Genomic DNA, 15,778 nt, shown 5'->3' with positions numbered 1-15,778 from the left:
CGTGCTGGATGTTCATGGCTTCTGCACCACGTGTTCCGCGGCACGCTGATGCCGCGCCGCGAGCCGTCGATAGATCATCGAGAACACCACCGGCACGAAGATCAGCGTGGCCAGCGTGCCGACCCCGAGCCCGCCGATCACCGCGCGCCCGAGCGGCGCATTCTGCTCGCCGCCTTCGCCGAGACCGATCGCCATCGGCACCATGCCGATCACCATCGCGAGCGCGGTCATCAGCACCGGGCGGAAACGCGTGAAGCCCGCTTCGATCGCCGCGCGGGTCGCGTCGCCGTGCAGCAGCAGCTGTTCGCGCGCGAAGCTGATCACGAGAATCGAGTTCGCGGTCGCGATGCCGATACACATGATCGCGCCGGTGAGAGCAGGGATCGACAGTGTGGTGTGGGAGAGGAACAGCATCCACACGATGCCCGCGAGCGCGCCCGGCAGCGCGGTGATGATGATGAACGGATCGAGCCACGACTGGAAATTGACGACGATCAGCAGATACACGAGCAGCACCGCGAACAGCAGACCGGCGAGCAGGCCCGAGAACGACTCGTTCATCGTTTGCACCTGGCCGCGCAGTTCGATCGTCGAGCTCTTCGGCAGCTCGGCTTTCGATTCGTCGATGATCCTGCGGATGTCGTCGGACACGCCGCCGAGGTCGCGGCCGTCGGCGGTGCCGTAGATGTCGATCGTGGTTTGCGCGTTGTAGTGCGTGAGCACCGCGTTGCTGGCTTCGCGGCGCATCGTCGCGAGCGAGCCGAGAATGTTGTTGCGGCCGTTGGCGTTCAACGGAATGTTCGCGAGCGATTGCAGCGAATCGATCGTGTATTGCGGCGCCTCCGTGATCACGTTGTAGCTGACGCCGTTGCGCGGGTTGAGCCAGAACGTCGGCGTGGTCTGCTGGCTGCCCGACAGCGTGATCAGCAGATTGCTCGCGATATCGTGCTGCGAAAAGCCCGCTTGCTGCGCGCGCGTGCGATCGACGTCGATGAAAATCCGCGGCAGATCGGCGGGCTGCTGGATGCGCGCATCGACGAGGCCCGGCACCGTGCGCAGACGGTTCAGCAGCTTCGCGGCGAACGCACGATTGGCGGCCACCTCACGGCCGACGATCTGGATGTCGATCGCCGACGGCATGCCGAAATTCAGCGTCTGACTGACGATATCGGCCGGCAGAAACGCGAACTGCACGCCGGGGAATTCGTCGGTGAGCGTGCGCCGCAAGGTGCGCACATAGCCGGTGCTCGGATGATGTTCGGGATTCAGCGTGATCAGGATGTCCGAGTCGGAGGTGCCGATCGTGCCCGTGTTGCTGTACGACAGGTTGATACCCGACACCGGCAGGCCGATGTTGTCGATGATCGAATGCAGTTCACCGGCCGGAATCAGCTGACGGATGCGCGCATCGACTCGATCGGTCAGCACCGCGGTTTCCTCGACCCGCATGCCGGTTTTTGCGCGCATATGCAGTGCGATCGTGCCGGCATCGACGGCGGGGAAAAAGTCGCGGCCGATAAACGGCAGCAATAGCAGCGACGCGCCACAGCACACGAGAAACAGCGTGACGAACAGACCCGGTCGCGCCACACGCGCTTCGAGAAACTTGCGATAGCGCTCGCGCAAACGCGAGAAACCGCGCTCGAACGCGTAGTGCACGCGCATGAACGGATTCCGCGTTTGCGCCGGCGCGTGATGCAGATCAGCGGGCTTGTGATGATAGCGCAGCAGATACTTCGCGAGCGTCGGCACGAGCGTACGCGAGAAGAAGTACGACGCGAGCATCGCGAACACCACCGCTTCGGCGAGCGGAATGAACAGGTAGTGCGCGACACCGGTGAGCAGAAACATCGGCACGAACACGATACAGATCGACAACGTCGACACGAGCGTCGGAATCGCAATCTGATGCGCGCCGTCGAGAATCGCCTGTTCCAGCGTCTTGCCCTGTTCGAGCTGATGGCTGATGTTCTCGATCGCGACGGTCGCATCGTCGACCAGAATCCCGACCGCCAGCGCGAGCCCGCCGAGCGTCATGATGTTGATCGTCTGGCCGAGCGCGGACAACGCGATGATCGACGTGATCATCGACAACGGAATCGATACCGCGATGATCAGCGTCGCGCGCCAGTTGCCGAGGAACAGCAGAATCATCAGGCCCGTCAGGCACGCGGCGATCAGCGCTTCACGCAGCACGCCCTCCACCGATGCACGCACGAACAGCGACTGGTCGGCGACAGGGTCGATATTCAGCGACGGCGGCACCAGATTGCGCAGCGTGGGCATCATCGTCTTGATGCGGTCGACGATATCGAGCGTGGACGTGTTGCCGCTTTTGTTGATCGTCAGCAGCGCGGCGCGCTGGCCGTTCACGCGCACGATGTTGGTCTGCGGCTGGTAGCCGTCGCGCACGTGCGCGACGTCGCGGATATAGACGGTGCCGTTTGCGGTGGTGCGGATCGGAATGTTGTTCAGCCCGGCGAGCGAATCGGGGCTGCCGTTCATTACCACCGAGTACTCGGTCGAGCCGATTTTCGCGGTGCCAGAAGGCAGAATCAGGTTCTGCGCGGAGACCGCGCTGACCACGTCCATCGGCGACAGATTGCGCTCTTGCAGCTTGCGCGAATCGATATCGATCATGATCTGCCGTTGCTTGCCGCCATACGGCAGCGGCGCGGATGCACCCGGCACGGTGGCGAGCTGCGTCTTCAGGAAGTTATTGCCGAAGTCGAACAGCTCCTGCTCGGTCAGCGACGCGGACGACAACGCGAGCCGCAGAATCGGTACCGTCGACGCGTTGTAGCGCAGGATGAACGGCGGCGTGATGCCGGGCGGCAGCGAGCGCACTTGCGACTGCGACAGCGCGGTGACCTGCGCTAGCGCTTCGTCGATATTCGCGCCCGGCTGGAAAAAGATCTTGATGACCGTGATGCCGTTCAGCGACGTCGATTCCGTGTGTTCGATATCGTTGACCGCTACCGACAAGCCGCGCTCGTAGTTCAGCGCGATGCGCCGCTCCATTTCGTCGGGGGGCAGGCCGTTGTACGACCAGATCACCGACAGCACCGGAATATCGATGTTCGGAAAGATGTCGGTGGGCGTGCGCAGAATCGTCAACGGTCCGACGATCAGCAACAGCAACGCCAGCACGACGAACGTATAGGGGCGCCGTAGCGCGAGACGAACGATCCACATGACTAGCGCGGTCGAATGAAATCAGCGGCGGCCGCACCGCGCGGATCGGAAACGCAGGCGCGCCGGTCGGCGCGAAGGCAGGTGCGAAGCTGCGCCTCACTCGCATCTGGCAGATCGTTCTGGTAATGCACGTTTTTGATGTCTCCCCCCGGCAGGGTTTATGATGGTCTTCGTTACGACGTCTGACGCGGAGATCATCGGCTGTGCGCAGCGTAATGGGAATAGGGCGAAACGACTGGTGAAAGCCTTCTATTCGCCTTCCCAAAGCCCCGCAAAGCGGGAACAATGACTCGAACCTCTCACGCGCCATGCGCGCGACAGATTAAGTGCGCACGCAACGTCCAATGCGAAGCGGCGTTTTTATCATCACCTCGACCGGCGTGAAATCATAAAGCCGGCTAAGGGAAGCGGGGAATTATCATGCAAGTCGGTTCCATTGTCCGATCGGTACATATCGCCGTGCCGCAAGGCGCGCGCGGAATCGTCATGCGCATTCTTGGCGACATGGCGATGGTGGCGTGGTACGCCGGCGAACCCGGCGCATCGCGGCAGCTCAATACCGAACCCTTTTTCCTCGAAGATCTGATCGATACCGGCGACCTGATACGTCCGGCCGGCGCGCAGACGCATTGAACGAGACGCTTACCTGTTGCTCATGGCCGTTGTGTGACACGCAGGAGCGGTTGTAGTGATGTTGTAAGGTGAGATCGGCTCGCCAGCATCGCTACGGGTCGATGCGCGCGTCGATTCACGGCGCGCCGCAAATCAGCCCGTATTTCTAGCGATGCCACGCACGCATTGCGAGCCGTCGCCCTCGTCTTTAGCCGCGGCGCGGCGCACAATGCGGGGCATGAACGACACCATTCCCGATAATTTCCATCCTGAGGCCGGCGCCGATGGCGCCGTGCCGTTCGCGCGGCTCACGCCGGAAACCGTGCTGGACGCGATCGACGGCGTGCTCGCAACGTCCGGCGTGCGGACCGACGGCCGTCTGCTGCCGCTCAACAGCTACGAAAATCGCGTGTATCAGGTCGGCGTCGAAGACGGTCCGCCCGTGGTCGCGAAGTTCTATCGTCCCGAGCGTTGGAGCGACGCGGCGATTCTCGAAGAGCACGCGTTCGTCGCCGAACTCGCCGCGCGCGAGATTCCGGCCGTGCCTGCGCGCATTCTCGATGGCCACACACTGCATAGCTTCGACGGTTTCCGCTTCTCGGTCTTCGAGCGACGCGGAGGTCGCGCGCCGGATCTCGACCGGCGCGACACGCTCGAATGGCTCGGACGTTTCATCGGACGCATTCATGCGATCGGGCAAACCCAGGACTACGCGGAACGTCCCGCGCTGAACATCGACACGTTCGGCTACGAGCCGCGCGACTTCCTGCTCGCGCATCGTTTCGTGCCCGACGACCTGCGCACCGCGTGGGAAACCGTCGTGAATCTCGCGCTCGAAGGCGTCGCGCTTGCGTTCGAACGGGCCGGCGAGATTCGCACCTTGCGACTGCACGGCGACTGTCATCCGAGCAACGTGTTGTGGACCGATGCGGGCCCGCATTTCGTCGATTTCGACGACAGCCGCATGGGTCCCGCGATTCAGGACCTGTGGCTGCTGCTGCCGGGTGAACGCGCGGAGGCGTCGCGCGCGCTCGCCGATCTGCTCGCCGGCTACGAGGATTTCTGCGAGTTCGAGCCGCGCGAACTGTATCTGATCGAAGCGCTGCGCACGTTGCGGCTCATTCACTATCAGGCCTGGCTCGCCCGCCGCTGGAACGACCCGGCGTTTCCGGCCGCGTTTCCATGGTTCAACACCCAGCGCTACTGGGAGGACCGCATCCTCGAGATGCGCGAGCAGATCGGCGCGATGCAGGAAGGGCCGTTGTGGCCGGTTTGACGCGTTGACGATCAAGGCGCCTGCGACGCCACGTTCGACGACTCCACCAGCGTCGATCTGACGATCACCTCCGCGCGCACGTCCCGTCCGATCGCTTCGATCGCGGGACGCATATGCGTGAAATCATCGGGCGTGCACACGTCGCTGTCGAAATGCGTGGCGCCGTCGCGCGTCATCGTGACCACGTTGCTGAGCGGATCGAACGTGTACTCCGACGTGAAATCGACGAAGCGGTCCTGCGTGCGTTGCGCCTCCGGCATGTCGAGCACGCGGAAGTTGGCCGGCAGTTCGATGCGCGCGCGTTCGTGGATCGCGAGGTTGTGGCACACGAACGGCTGCGTGCGCTTGCGTTCGCCGAGCCAGTAGCGCGTATCGGCCTCGACGCCGCCGCCGAGGCTCGTCAAGGCCGGGATCGATGCGGTCATGCCGGTCACCACGAGACTTTCCAGCGTGCCTTTCATCGTCAGCGTGAGCGGGCCGTCGACCGCGCTGAGGTCGCTCGTCGTCAGCGTCGCGGTGCCGCGCAGATTCGCGTTGCGCAACTCGGCCTGGATCGATTCCTCGCGTTGCCCGGGCGTCTGCGTGCGTAGCCGCGCGCGGGCCTGCTCGGCGTGCGGTCCGGCATCCTGAAGCCGATACGTGAAGCTCGCCGAGCCGTCCGGTTCGATCTTGATCGCGAGATCGGTGCTGCGCGACATCTGCGCGGTGGCCGGTGTTTGCGCGAGCACGCCGTCGTCGATCAACACGGTGGGACGGTTCATGTCGGATGAAGGCAGAAAACCGAACTCGACGTTCGACGCGGTCGAATCCGCGTACGTCTGCAAATCGGGCAGCCACGTGATCGCATGATTGATGACGCCGTAGCCGGGCACGCTCGGCAGCGTGTAGATGGTGCCGCTGCTGATCAGCGCCGGCTCGTTGCGCACGCCGACCGCGTCGAGCAGCGCGCCGTAGAGCGCGACGTGGTCCTTGCAATCGCCATAGCGGTTCGCGAGGATCGCGCTCGCGCTGTGCGGCACGACGGAGCCTCGCCCGACGTAGATCGCGACATAGCGGATATTGCGGCGAACCCAGTCGTACAGCGTTTTGGCTTTGTCGCGCGGGGTGTGATCGTGCGCGGTCAACTGCTGCGCGAGCTGGGTGATCGCGGCGTCGTGCGTACCCGGGTCGGCCGCGGAGCTGCGATAGGACGCGGCGAACGCGGCATAGCTCGGAAACGTCGACACCATCAGCCGATCCCCGTACGACACGTACGCGATCGAGCCGCGTTCGAGCCGGTCGAAATGCGCCTTGTCGTAGCGGAATTCGTAGCGCGTGCGGCCGTCGCGCGTGATGGGCGTCACCGCGCTGAAGCCCCGCGCGTCCGCGTACAACGGCTTGTCAGCGGGCAGGTCGTAGATCAGGCGGAAGTCGCGGGTCGGCGCGAGGTCGGGCGGCGTGAAGTCGCTGAATTCTCCAGGCACGATCGGCTGCCGCTGCGTCTTGCGGTACGTCAGATGCACGCGCGCGCCGGGTTCGACCGCGGGGAACACGATCACCTTTTCCTGGATGTCCTGGAACATCGGCGCGTCGAACGAACGGACTTCCTGCACGTCGCGGATCTGCTCGGGCGCTACGTCGTGACGTTTACCATCGGCGGTGACCGTATAGGCCTCGAGGATCTGCACGTCGGCCATGTTCCGGTTGAACCAGACGTATTGCTGCGCGACCCGCTCGACACCGGCTTCGGTGTTCACGCGCAGCGTCATCGAATCGAGCTTCGCATACGAGCCGTCCGCGTTGATGGTGAAGGTCTGCGTCTCGCCTTCGTTGGTGTACGGGTCGTCCAGTTTGACCGGCATGCTCGCGCTCGCGGCATGAATGCCGGCCAGCCAGCTGGCGGTGGCAAGGACCACGAGGCAGAGTCGCATGACGGTAGGTATCCCCGGACGATAACGTTGACGGCATCGCCAGCTAGCGTCGTTTCACGCCGCGCGGATGTCAAGCGGCTGGCGCGCATCTGGAAGCGACTCGGAGATTGCCCGGCGGGTATGCACCGCGCACCCACAGCGTCCCGACATTGAGCAAAACACTTAATCGTGTAATGATAATGTTTCTCAATTGAAAGGCATCGAAAGCTTTTTGTCACGCGTCTCCTCCTCTGTGACCGCCAGCCAGCCCTTCACGCGATCGCCCGGACCACAAGCCGGCCGATCCGCCTCTTCTCACTCGAATTCTTGTTACCGCTCTAGCCCGGAGTCCGTTTTGAAAGCGCCTGAATCGATCGATTTGAAACCTACCGTCCCCGCGCCGGGCGCCGCCGCGCAGCAGGCGCCGGGGCGGCAGCGTTCGCGTCGTGCGACCGTCATCAAGTGGCTGCGCAATGTGCATGGCTGGATCGGCTTGTGGGGCGCGGTGCTCGGGCTGATGTTCGGCGTGACCGGCTTTCTGCTCAATCATCGCGCCGGTCCGCTCAAAGTTTCCCCGGGCGCGCCGCAGGTCGAGGAAATGCAGATCGCGGTGCCGGAGAAACCGCTGCACTCGCCGGGGGAGATGGCGAAGTGGCTGCAACGCGAACTGAAGATCGACGGCAAGCCTGGACGCGCGAAGCGCGAGCCCGCCCATCCGGTCGCGTGGGGCGATCACAGCACGATTCAGCCTGAGCAATGGCAGGTCGGCATCATGGGCCCGGGCCAGAGCGTGCAGGCCGAGTACTGGGTCGGCAATGGCTTCGTGACGGTGAAGCACACGCGCAACTCGTTTTTCGCGACGCTGAGCAATCTGCACAAGGGCGTGGGTCTCAGCGTCGGGTGGGTGCTGTTGATCGACACGATCGCGGGCAGCCTGATTCTGCTGTCGCTGACCGGCGTGCTGCTGTGGACCGAATTGAATAAACGCCGCGTGGTGGGCGTGGTACTGCTGAGCGGATCAGTGATCGCGGCGGTGGTTTGCGGCTTGATGTAAGCGCGGAAGGCACGCCCGGTGCCCTCCGTCTGGTTTGTTGAACGCGGCAGGCTACACTTTGCAAGCGGCGCCACCCGACGCCGCAATCTCCCGCGCAGCCTTCGCCCCTTCGACCTGCAATAGCGTCGGCAGCGACACGCCATTCTTGGCCGCCGTCACCTCCGCGAGAATCGACACGGCGATCTCAGGCGGCGTCCTGCTGCCGATATAAATGCCGACTGGCCCATGCAAACGGGCCAGTTCGGCTTCGTTCAAATCGAACTCCTTCAAACGCTCGCGTCTCGCGTGATTGTTCCGGCGCGAGCCGAGCGCGCCGACATAAAACGCCGGCGTCTTCAATGCTTCCATCAGCGCGAGATCGTCGAGCTTCGGATCGTGCGTGAGCGCGATCACCGCGCAGCGCTCGTCGAGCTTCATGTCGATCACGGTATCGTCCGGCATCGTGCGGACGATCTTCGTGCCCGGCACGTCCCATTCCTCGGTGTATTCCTCGCGCGGATCGCAGACCGTCACCTGATAATCGAGCCCCACCGCGATGTGGCATAGATAGCGCGACAACTGCCCGGCGCCGATCACGAGCATCCGGTAGCGCGGGCCGTGGATCGTCAGCAGACGCTCACCGTCGAAATGCACGCCGTCGGTCGCCTGCGCGTTGTCGAGCCGCACCGCGCCCGTCGCCATGTCGAGCTCGCGCGCGACGAGCCGGCCGTTCTCCACCGCGTGACACAACTCGGCGATGCCGCTTTGCCGCGTCAACGGTTCGAGCACGAGCTGGATCGTGCCGCCGCACGGCAGCCCGAAGCGATGCGCTTCCTCGGCTGTGATCCCGTATTTCACCGCTTCCGGATGCGTCTGCTCGATGCCCTGTTGCCGTACGCGGTCGATCAGATCGTCTTCGATGCAGCCGCCCGACACCGAGCCCACCACGAGGCCGTCGTCGCGCACCGCGAGCATCGCGCCCTCGGGACGCGGCGACGAGCCCCACGTCTTCACGACCGTCACGAGGAGCGCGCGATGTCCGTCTTCCAGCCAGCGGGCGCTGGTTTTCAGAACTTCGAGATCCACGCTGTCCATGATTTCTTCCCCTTCTTTGCTTCGCCGCCGGACTCTCCGTCCGCGGCGTCGTTCGATTCCGCTTGCGCAGACGCGGACGCAGGTTCGGCTTCGGTATCCACCGAGGCGTCTCCGTCCGCAGCTTCATCAGCGCTATTCTCACCCGAGAGCTGGGCACTCAGGCGCTTGAAAAACTCCCCGGCGATCTTCCGGGCCGCGCCGTCGACGAGCCGCGAGCCGATCTGAGCGAGCTTGCCGCCGACCTGCGCGTTGGCGGTGTAGGAGAGCTTCGTCGCGGCATCGCCGTCGGCTTCGAGCGTGACCTGCGTATTGCCCTTCGCGAAGCCGGCCGCTCCGCCCTGGCCTTCGAACACGATCTTGTAGGCGTTCGGCGCGTCGATGTCGGTCAGTTGCATCCGCCCCTTGAAGCGCGCCTTGACCGGGCCGACTGCCGCGCTCAGCGTGACCAGGTACGCGTTTTCGCCGTCCGGGTCGATGCTTTCGCAGCCGGGGATGCAGGCGCGCAGAATCTCCGTGTCGTTCAACGCGTCCCACGTTTGCTGCTGCGCGACCGGCAGCGTATGAGTTTCGCTCAATTCCATGACGTTGCTCCTGCGAGTGTCGTCGCGGCGACGGCGTGGCGAGGCGTGCGCGTCAATTGCGCGAGGTCGCGGCCGAACGCTGCGAGACTGTCTAGATTATGAACCGGACGATGCGCGTCGACATACGGCAGGATCGCCTGCACGCCGCGCGCCTTCGGAGTGAAGCCGCTGAACCGCAGCAGCGGATTGAGCCACACGATGCGATGCGCGAAACGTGCGAGGCGCGCCATTTCGGTATCGAGCACGTCGATCGCTTCGTGATCGAGACCGTCGGTGACGAGCAGCACCGTTGCACGACCTGCGAGCACGCGGCGCGCCCAGCGCCGGTTGAATTCGGCGAGCGCCGCGCCGATGCGCGTGCCGCCCGACCAGTCGACCACCTGATCGCTGAGCGTCGCGATCGCGACGTCGGGATCGCGTTCGCGCAATGCGCGCGTCGCGTTCGTGAGCCGCGTGCCGAACAGAAACACCTGCAGACGTTCGCGCGACTGCAACAACGCGTGGCAGAAGTACAGCACCGCGCGCGAGTAGTTGCTCATCGAGCCGGAAATGTCGAGCAGCAGCACGAGCGGCGGCTTGCGCTCGACCCTCGCGCGATACTTCCACACGGTCCAGTCGCCACCGGCGCGCACCGCGTGCCGCGCGCTCGCGCGCAGGTCAGCGTGCGTGCCGTGCGATGCCGCCTTCAGGCGCCGCGTCGGTTCGGTGGCGAGCGGCAGCCGCTGGCCGCGGATCAGATGACGCAGCGTGCGCCATTCGTCGGCGCTCAGCGTGTCGAAATCGCGATGACGCAGCCGCTCTTCCGCGCTGAACGTCAACTGAGCATGCAACTCGTGCTGCTCGGTTTCTTGCGGCGCATTCAGATGCGGCGACGGCGGCATGCGTACCGCGAGCGCATCGGCGAGACGGTTGTTGCGCTTCGGCGGCGGCAGCCCGTCGCGCACTTTCGGCAGCAGCAGTGCGCGCAGCTTGCCCTCCCAGTCGGGGTCGCGCCAGAAAAGATCGAATGCGGCATTGAAGAGCTCGCGTTCGTCGGGCGCGGTGACGAGCAGCGCGGCAAGCGCGGCGCGCACGTCGTCGCGGCGGCCGAGATCGATCCACTGCAACGCGGCGAGCGCGTCGACGGCCTGTGCGGGCGACATCGGCAAACCGGCGCCGCGCAGCACGCGCACGAAATGAACGACGTTGCGCGCGAGCGTGGGCGCGAACTGCTGGTTCGCGCCGTCGTGTCTGCCTATGCCGATGTCGTTCGTCATGCCGACGACCCTCACCCGGCCAGACACTGCGCGATCTGCGCGGCATCCACGCGCGCGAGATCGTCCTGATACTTGAGCAGCACGCCGAGCGTGTTCTGCACCGATTGCGGATCGAGCTCCGTTACCGACAGCGCTTCGAGCGCGCGGCACCAGTCGATCGTTTCGGCGATGCCAGGCGCCTTGAACAGATCCATGCCGCGCAGCCGATGCACGAAGTCGACCGCGCGCCGCTGCAATTGCGCCGACGTTTGCGGCGCGCGCGCGGCGACGATCTCGAGTTCGCGCTCGCGATCCGGGTAGCCGATCCATTGATACAGACAGCGGCGCTTCAACGCATCGTGCACTTCGCGCGTGCGGTTCGACGTCATGATGACGAGCGGCGGCTGTGCGGCGCGCACGGTGCCGTATTCGGGAATCGATACCTGGAAATCCGAAAGCAGTTCGAGCAGGAAGGCCTCGAACGGTTCGTCGGCGCGGTCGATTTCGTCGATCAGCAGCACGCGTCGCGCGCCGGGCTGGTTTTCGTCGGGCATCAGTGCCTGTAGAAGCGGACGCTTCAGCAGGAATTCGCCGCGATACAGCGTGTCGTTGTCGGGGCGCTCGCCGCTCGCTTCGGCGAGCCGCAGCGCCATGATCTGGCGCGGGTAGTCCCACTCATAAAGCGCGCTCGCAGTGTCGAGTCCTTCATAGCATTGCAGCCGCAGCAGCGTGGTGCCGAGCATGCCGGCCGCCGCTTTCGCGAGCTCGGTCTTGCCGACACCCGGCTCGCCTTCGACGAACAGCGGCCGCTCCATGCGCAGCGCGAGATACAGCGCGGTTGCGAGTTCGCGGCTCGCGAAATAGCGCTGGGCGGCGAGTTGGGCGAGGGTGTCGTCGATCGAAGCCGGCTGCATGGTGGTCCTGAATCTGCGCGACAGGCCATGACAAGGTGTGGCGCGAGTGAAGAACGCAATGGGCGCGAGGTCGGCGTCGAACGCAGGCGCCTGCTCGCGAAAGGAACGAAGCCGGCTTGCGCGCGCCAAGATGTTCGCGCGGCAAGCCGGGCCGCCTAGCGAGTATCGCTAGGCATTTGCCTTCGTGACCGCGCGCGCGGCGAGCAGCGGAATCAGATGCGCGCGATACGTGGCGCTCGCGTGCATGTCGTCGTTCAGCTCGTCGGGCGACACGCTGACCGCGCGTGCCGCCTCGGGCGTGAAGTTCGCCGACAGCGCGCTTTCGAGCTCGGGCACGCGAAATACCGACGACGCCGCACCCGTCACCGCAACCCGCACACCGCCTGCGGACTTCGCGACGAACACGCCGACCAGCGCGAAGTGCGAGGCCGGATTTCGGAATTTCTCGTACGCGGCGCGCTCAGGCACCGGAAACTCGACGGCGACGATCAACTCGTCGGGTTCGAGCGCGGTCTCGTACATGCCGACGAAGAAATCGCTCGACGCGATGCGCCGCCGGTCCGTGACGATCGTCGCGTCGAGCCCCATCGCGGCGGCCGGGTAGCACGCGGCCGGATCGTTGTTCGCGAGCGAGCCGCCGATCGTGCCGAGCGCGCGCACCTGGCGATCGCCGATATTCGAAGCCAGCTCCGCGAGCGCGGGCAACACGCGCCGCACGTCCGCATGCTCGGCGACGTCGGCATGACAAACGGCCGCGCCGATCGTCACCTTGTTGGCGTCGACGCCGATCGTCTTGAGCGCGGGAATGCGCGTCACGTCGATCAGTTGCGACGGCTGCGCAAGACGCAGGCGCATCGTCGGCAGAAGGCTCTGGCCGCCGGCGAGAAACTTCGCTTCCGGGTCGGCGGTGAGGGCTGCGGCGGCCGCTTGCGGATCCGTCGCGCGTTGATACTCGAATGAATACATGTCGAATGCTCCGCTCAGGATCGTTGGGTCAGGCTTGCTTCGCCGCTTGAATCGCGGACCACACACGATGCGGCGTGGCCGGCATCTGCAGATTGGTCACGCCAAGCGGCGCGAGCGCGTCGATGATCGCGTTGATCACGGCCGGCGGTGAGCCGATCGCGCCCGCTTCGCCGCAGCCTTTGACGCCGAGCGGGTTGTGCGTGCACGGCGTGCCCTTCGAAGTCTCGACCGTGAAGTCGGGCAGATCGGACGCGTGCGGCATCGCGTAGTCCATGTACGAGCCGGACAGCAGCTGGCCGCTGTCGTTGTCGTACACGCAGCGCTCGAGCATCGCCTGGCCGATGCCTTGCCCGAGCCCGCCATGTACCTGGCCTTCGACGATCATCGGATTGATCACGTTGCCGAAATCGTCGACCGCAGTGAACTTCTGGATGCGGCTCTCGCCGGTGTCCGGATCGACTTCGATCTCGCAGATGTACGCGCCCGACGGATACGTGAAGTTGGTCGGGTCATAGAATGCGCTTTCTTCGAGGCCCGGTTCGAGCACATCGAGCGGATAGTTGTGCGGCACGTAGGCTGCGAGCGAGATTTCCGCGAACGCCTTCGTGCGGTCGGTGCCCGCGACGCGGAACACGCCGTTCTTGAACTCGATGTCTTCCGCCGACGCTTCGAGCAGATGCGCGGCGATCTTCTTCGCCTTCGCTTCGATTTTGTCGAGCGCCTTCGAGATTGCCGAGCCGCCGACCGCGATCGAACGCGAGCCATACGTGCCCATGCCGAACGCGATGCGGCCGGTGTCGCCGTGCACGATCTCGACGCTGTCGAGCGGAATGCCGAGGCGGTCGGCGACCACTTGCGCGAAGGTCGTCTCGTGGCCTTGGCCGTGGCTATGCGAACCCGTGAACACGGTGACCGAACCGGTCGGGTGCACGCGAATCTGGCCGACTTCGAACAGGCCCGCGCGCGCGCCTAGCGCGCCCGCGATGTTCGACGGCGCGAGACCGCATGCCTCGATGTAGCACGAGTAGCCGAGGCCGCGGCGCTTGCCGTTCTTTTCCGATTCCTGCCGGCGCGCGGCGAAGCCTTCGACGTCAGCGAGCGTCAGCGCGCGCGACAGAATCGCGTTGTAGTCGCCCGTGTCGTAGGTGAGGCCGACCGGCGTCGCATACGGGAACTGCGTGATGAAGTTGCGGCGGCGAATTTCGGCCGGGTCGAGCTTCATCTCGCGCGCCGCGGCTTCGACCAGACGCTCGACGACGAACGTCGCTTCCGGCCGGCCCGCGCCGCGATACGCATCGACGGGAACGGTGTTGGTGAAGACCGCCTTCACTTCCGCGTAGATCGCGGGCGTCGCGTATTGGCCGGCGAGCAGCGTCGCGTACAGGATCGTCGGTACGCTCGACGCGAACGTCGACAGATAGGCGCCCATGTTGGCGATCGTATGCACGCGCATCGCGAGGAACTTGCCGTCGGCGTCCATTGCCAGCTCGGCCTTGGTCACGTGATCGCGGCCGTGCGCGTCGGAAAGGAACGCCTCGGAGCGCTCGGCCGTCCATTTGACCGGCCGGCCGATCTTCTTCGATGCCCACGTGAGCGCGACGTCTTCCGCATACAGGAAGATCTTCGAGCCGAAGCCGCCGCCGACGTCCGGCGCGATCACGCGCAGCTTCGATTCCGGCAGCGACAGCACGAACGCGGCCATCAGCAGTCGCTCGACGTGCGGATTCTGATTCGCCACATACAACGTGTAGCTATCGTCCTGCGCCGAATAGCTCGCGTTGACCGCGCGTGGTTCGATCGCGTTCGGCACGAGCCGATTGTTGACGATGTCGAGCGTGGTCACGTGCGCGGCTTTCGCGAACGCGGCGTCGGTCGCGGCCTTGTCGCCGTGACCCCAGTTGTAGCAGACGTTGTCGGGCACTTCGTCGTGCACCGCCGCCTGACCCGGGTCGGCCGCATGCGCGGTATCGACGACGGGCGGCAGTTCTTCGTAATCGACCTCGATCAGTTCGGCCGCATCTTTGGCGGCCTTGATCGATTCGGCGATCACGAGCGCGATCTGGTCGCCCACATGCCGCGCCTTCGTATGCGCGATCACCGGATGTGGAGGCTCGTTCATCGGCTTGCCGTCGGTGCTGTGGATCAGCCAGCCGCACGGCAGTCCGCCGACCTTCTCCGCCGCCAGGTCCGCGCCGGTGAAGATCGCGACCACGCCCGGCGACTGTTTGGCCGCGCTCGTGTCGATGCTGTTGATCTTCGCGTGCGCGTGCGGCGAGCGCAGGAACACCGCGTAGGTTTGCTGCGGCAGCACGATGTCGTCGGTGTACTGGCCTTTGCCGGTCAGGAAGCGATAGTCTTCCTTGCGTTCGACGGCGGCGCCGATCAGGCTCTGGGTATCGGGTGCGTTCATCGTCGGCTCCTCAGGCGGTTGCGCCGGTGGCATTCGCGCCGGCAGTTGCGCTCGATGCGGCGGACGCCTTCATACCCGCGGCGCCTTCGAGCACGGCCTTGACGATGTTGTGATAACCCGTACAGCGGCACAGATTGCCGTCGAGCTGTTCGCGCACTTCGTCGCCGGTCAGATCGGGCTGACGCTGCACCAGCGACACCGCGCTCATCACCATGCCCGGCGTGCAGAAGCCGCATTGCAGACCGTGGCAGTGCTTGAACGCGGCCTGCATCGGATGCAGAGCGCCGTTGTGCGCGAGCCCTTCGATGGTCGTGACTTCGGCGCCATCGGCTTGCGCGGCGAGGATGTTGCAGGACTTGATCGCGCGGCCGTTCAGATGCACGGTGCAGGCGCCGCATTGCGCGGTATCGCAGCCGACGTGGGTGCCGGTCAGACGGAGTTGATCGCGCAGGAACTGGACAAGCAGGGTGCCAGGGTCGACTGAGGCGCTCACGGGTGCGCCATTGACCGTCAGACTGATGCTGATCGCCATGAAGCTGTCTCCTATGTCGACCGCGGTTAGCGCTTTAGCG

At 65.0% G+C, this 15,778-nt stretch carries 12 protein-coding genes; 3 read left to right on the top strand and 9 right to left on the bottom strand.

Translation table 11 applies throughout. From position 1 onward, the window contains the following. Window positions 1–12: 12 nt before the first annotated feature. A complete protein-coding gene (locus tag AB4Y34_RS18370; RefSeq protein ID WP_368716803.1) occupies window positions 13–3,195 on the bottom strand; it encodes an efflux RND transporter permease subunit in 3,183 nt (1,060 codons plus the stop codon). Between the two features lie 420 nt (window positions 3,196–3,615). Here AB4Y34_RS18370 and AB4Y34_RS18365 point away from each other — a divergent pair, with 420 nt between their 5' ends. Together AB4Y34_RS18365 and AB4Y34_RS18360 are read left to right on the top strand one after the other, a co-directional pair. Further along, a complete protein-coding gene (locus AB4Y34_RS18365; RefSeq protein ID WP_013088095.1) occupies window positions 3,616–3,828 on the top strand; it encodes a hypothetical protein in 213 nt (70 codons plus the stop codon). A gap of 217 nt (window positions 3,829–4,045) precedes the next feature. Continuing rightward, window positions 4,046–5,083 carry a serine/threonine protein kinase gene (locus AB4Y34_RS18360; protein WP_368716802.1) on the top strand — a complete coding sequence of 346 codons (1,038 nt, stop codon included), beginning with the start codon at window positions 4,046–4,048 and terminating at the stop codon, window positions 5,081–5,083. Between the two features lie 11 nt (window positions 5,084–5,094). Here AB4Y34_RS18360 and AB4Y34_RS18355 read toward each other — a convergent pair whose 3' ends face one another. Further along, entirely contained in the window at window positions 5,095–6,993 is a 1,899-nt protein-coding gene (locus tag AB4Y34_RS18355; protein ID WP_176380681.1) for a DUF3857 and transglutaminase domain-containing protein, read from the bottom strand. A gap of 334 nt (window positions 6,994–7,327) precedes the next feature. Here AB4Y34_RS18355 and AB4Y34_RS18350 point away from each other — a divergent pair, with 334 nt between their 5' ends. Further along, window positions 7,328–8,026, top strand: coding sequence for a PepSY-associated TM helix domain-containing protein (locus AB4Y34_RS18350; RefSeq protein ID WP_368716801.1), 699 nt, complete (start codon window positions 7,328–7,330; stop codon window positions 8,024–8,026). A gap of 51 nt (window positions 8,027–8,077) precedes the next feature. Here the strand turns inward: AB4Y34_RS18350 and AB4Y34_RS18345 are convergent, their stop codons facing one another. From AB4Y34_RS18345 to AB4Y34_RS18315, 7 genes are all read right to left on the bottom strand, one after another. Beyond that, on the bottom strand, window positions 8,078–9,100 hold the full coding sequence (locus AB4Y34_RS18345) for an XdhC family protein (protein WP_368622980.1): 1,023 nt from the start codon (window positions 9,098–9,100) through the stop codon (window positions 8,078–8,080). Then, entirely contained in the window at window positions 9,073–9,681 is a 609-nt protein-coding gene (locus AB4Y34_RS18340; protein WP_368716800.1) for a CoxG family protein, read from the bottom strand. The genes AB4Y34_RS18345 and AB4Y34_RS18340 overlap by 28 nt, the downstream gene beginning before the upstream one ends. Continuing rightward, window positions 9,672–10,937, bottom strand: a complete 1,266-nt coding sequence (locus AB4Y34_RS18335; RefSeq protein WP_368716799.1) for a VWA domain-containing protein — start codon at window positions 10,935–10,937, stop codon at window positions 9,672–9,674. The genes AB4Y34_RS18340 and AB4Y34_RS18335 overlap by 10 nt, the downstream gene beginning before the upstream one ends. 11 nt (window positions 10,938–10,948) lie before the next feature. Next, a complete protein-coding gene (locus AB4Y34_RS18330; protein ID WP_368716798.1) occupies window positions 10,949–11,830 on the bottom strand; it encodes an AAA family ATPase in 882 nt (293 codons plus the stop codon). Between the two features lie 168 nt (window positions 11,831–11,998). After that, on the bottom strand, window positions 11,999–12,796 hold the full coding sequence (locus AB4Y34_RS18325; RefSeq protein WP_176380687.1) for a xanthine dehydrogenase family protein subunit M: 798 nt from the start codon (window positions 12,794–12,796) through the stop codon (window positions 11,999–12,001). 28 nt (window positions 12,797–12,824) lie between these two features. Beyond that, complete coding sequence (locus AB4Y34_RS18320) at window positions 12,825–15,206, bottom strand: xanthine dehydrogenase family protein molybdopterin-binding subunit (RefSeq protein WP_176380688.1); 2,382 nt, start codon at window positions 15,204–15,206, stop codon at window positions 12,825–12,827. A 10-nt stretch (window positions 15,207–15,216) separates the two neighbouring features. Then, window positions 15,217–15,738, bottom strand: a complete 522-nt coding sequence (locus tag AB4Y34_RS18315; protein WP_176122322.1) for a (2Fe-2S)-binding protein — start codon at window positions 15,736–15,738, stop codon at window positions 15,217–15,219. Window positions 15,739–15,778: the final 40 nt, after the last annotated feature.

The organism is Paraburkholderia sp. BR10954 (genome assembly GCF_040965775.1).
GTDB classification, from domain to species: Bacteria; Pseudomonadota; Gammaproteobacteria; order Burkholderiales; family Burkholderiaceae; genus Paraburkholderia; species Paraburkholderia youngii.
The sequence above is the reverse complement of the archived record's forward strand: the minus strand, read 5'-3'. Positions and strand labels throughout refer to the sequence as shown.

Coding starts and splice junctions, on each gene's coding strand:
- AB4Y34_RS18370 (WP_368716803.1), bottom strand. CDS start 3,195: ATGTGGATCGTTCGTCTCGCGCTACGGCGCCCCTATACGTTCGTCGTG.
- AB4Y34_RS18365 (WP_013088095.1), top strand. CDS start 3,616: ATGCAAGTCGGTTCCATTGTCCGATCGGTACATATCGCCGTGCCGCAA.
- AB4Y34_RS18360 (WP_368716802.1), top strand. CDS start 4,046: ATGAACGACACCATTCCCGATAATTTCCATCCTGAGGCCGGCGCCGAT.
- AB4Y34_RS18355 (WP_176380681.1), bottom strand. CDS start 6,993: ATGCGACTCTGCCTCGTGGTCCTTGCCACCGCCAGCTGGCTGGCCGGC.
- AB4Y34_RS18345 (WP_368622980.1), bottom strand. CDS start 9,100: ATGGACAGCGTGGATCTCGAAGTTCTGAAAACCAGCGCCCGCTGGCTG.
- AB4Y34_RS18340 (WP_368716800.1), bottom strand. CDS start 9,681: ATGGAATTGAGCGAAACTCATACGCTGCCGGTCGCGCAGCAGCAAACG.
- AB4Y34_RS18335 (WP_368716799.1), bottom strand. CDS start 10,937: ATGACGAACGACATCGGCATAGGCAGACACGACGGCGCGAACCAGCAG.
- AB4Y34_RS18330 (WP_368716798.1), bottom strand. CDS start 11,830: ATGCAGCCGGCTTCGATCGACGACACCCTCGCCCAACTCGCCGCCCAG.
- AB4Y34_RS18325 (WP_176380687.1), bottom strand. CDS start 12,796: ATGTATTCATTCGAGTATCAACGCGCGACGGATCCGCAAGCGGCCGCC.
- AB4Y34_RS18320 (WP_176380688.1), bottom strand. CDS start 15,206: ATGAACGCACCCGATACCCAGAGCCTGATCGGCGCCGCCGTCGAACGC.
- AB4Y34_RS18315 (WP_176122322.1), bottom strand. CDS start 15,738: ATGGCGATCAGCATCAGTCTGACGGTCAATGGCGCACCCGTGAGCGCC.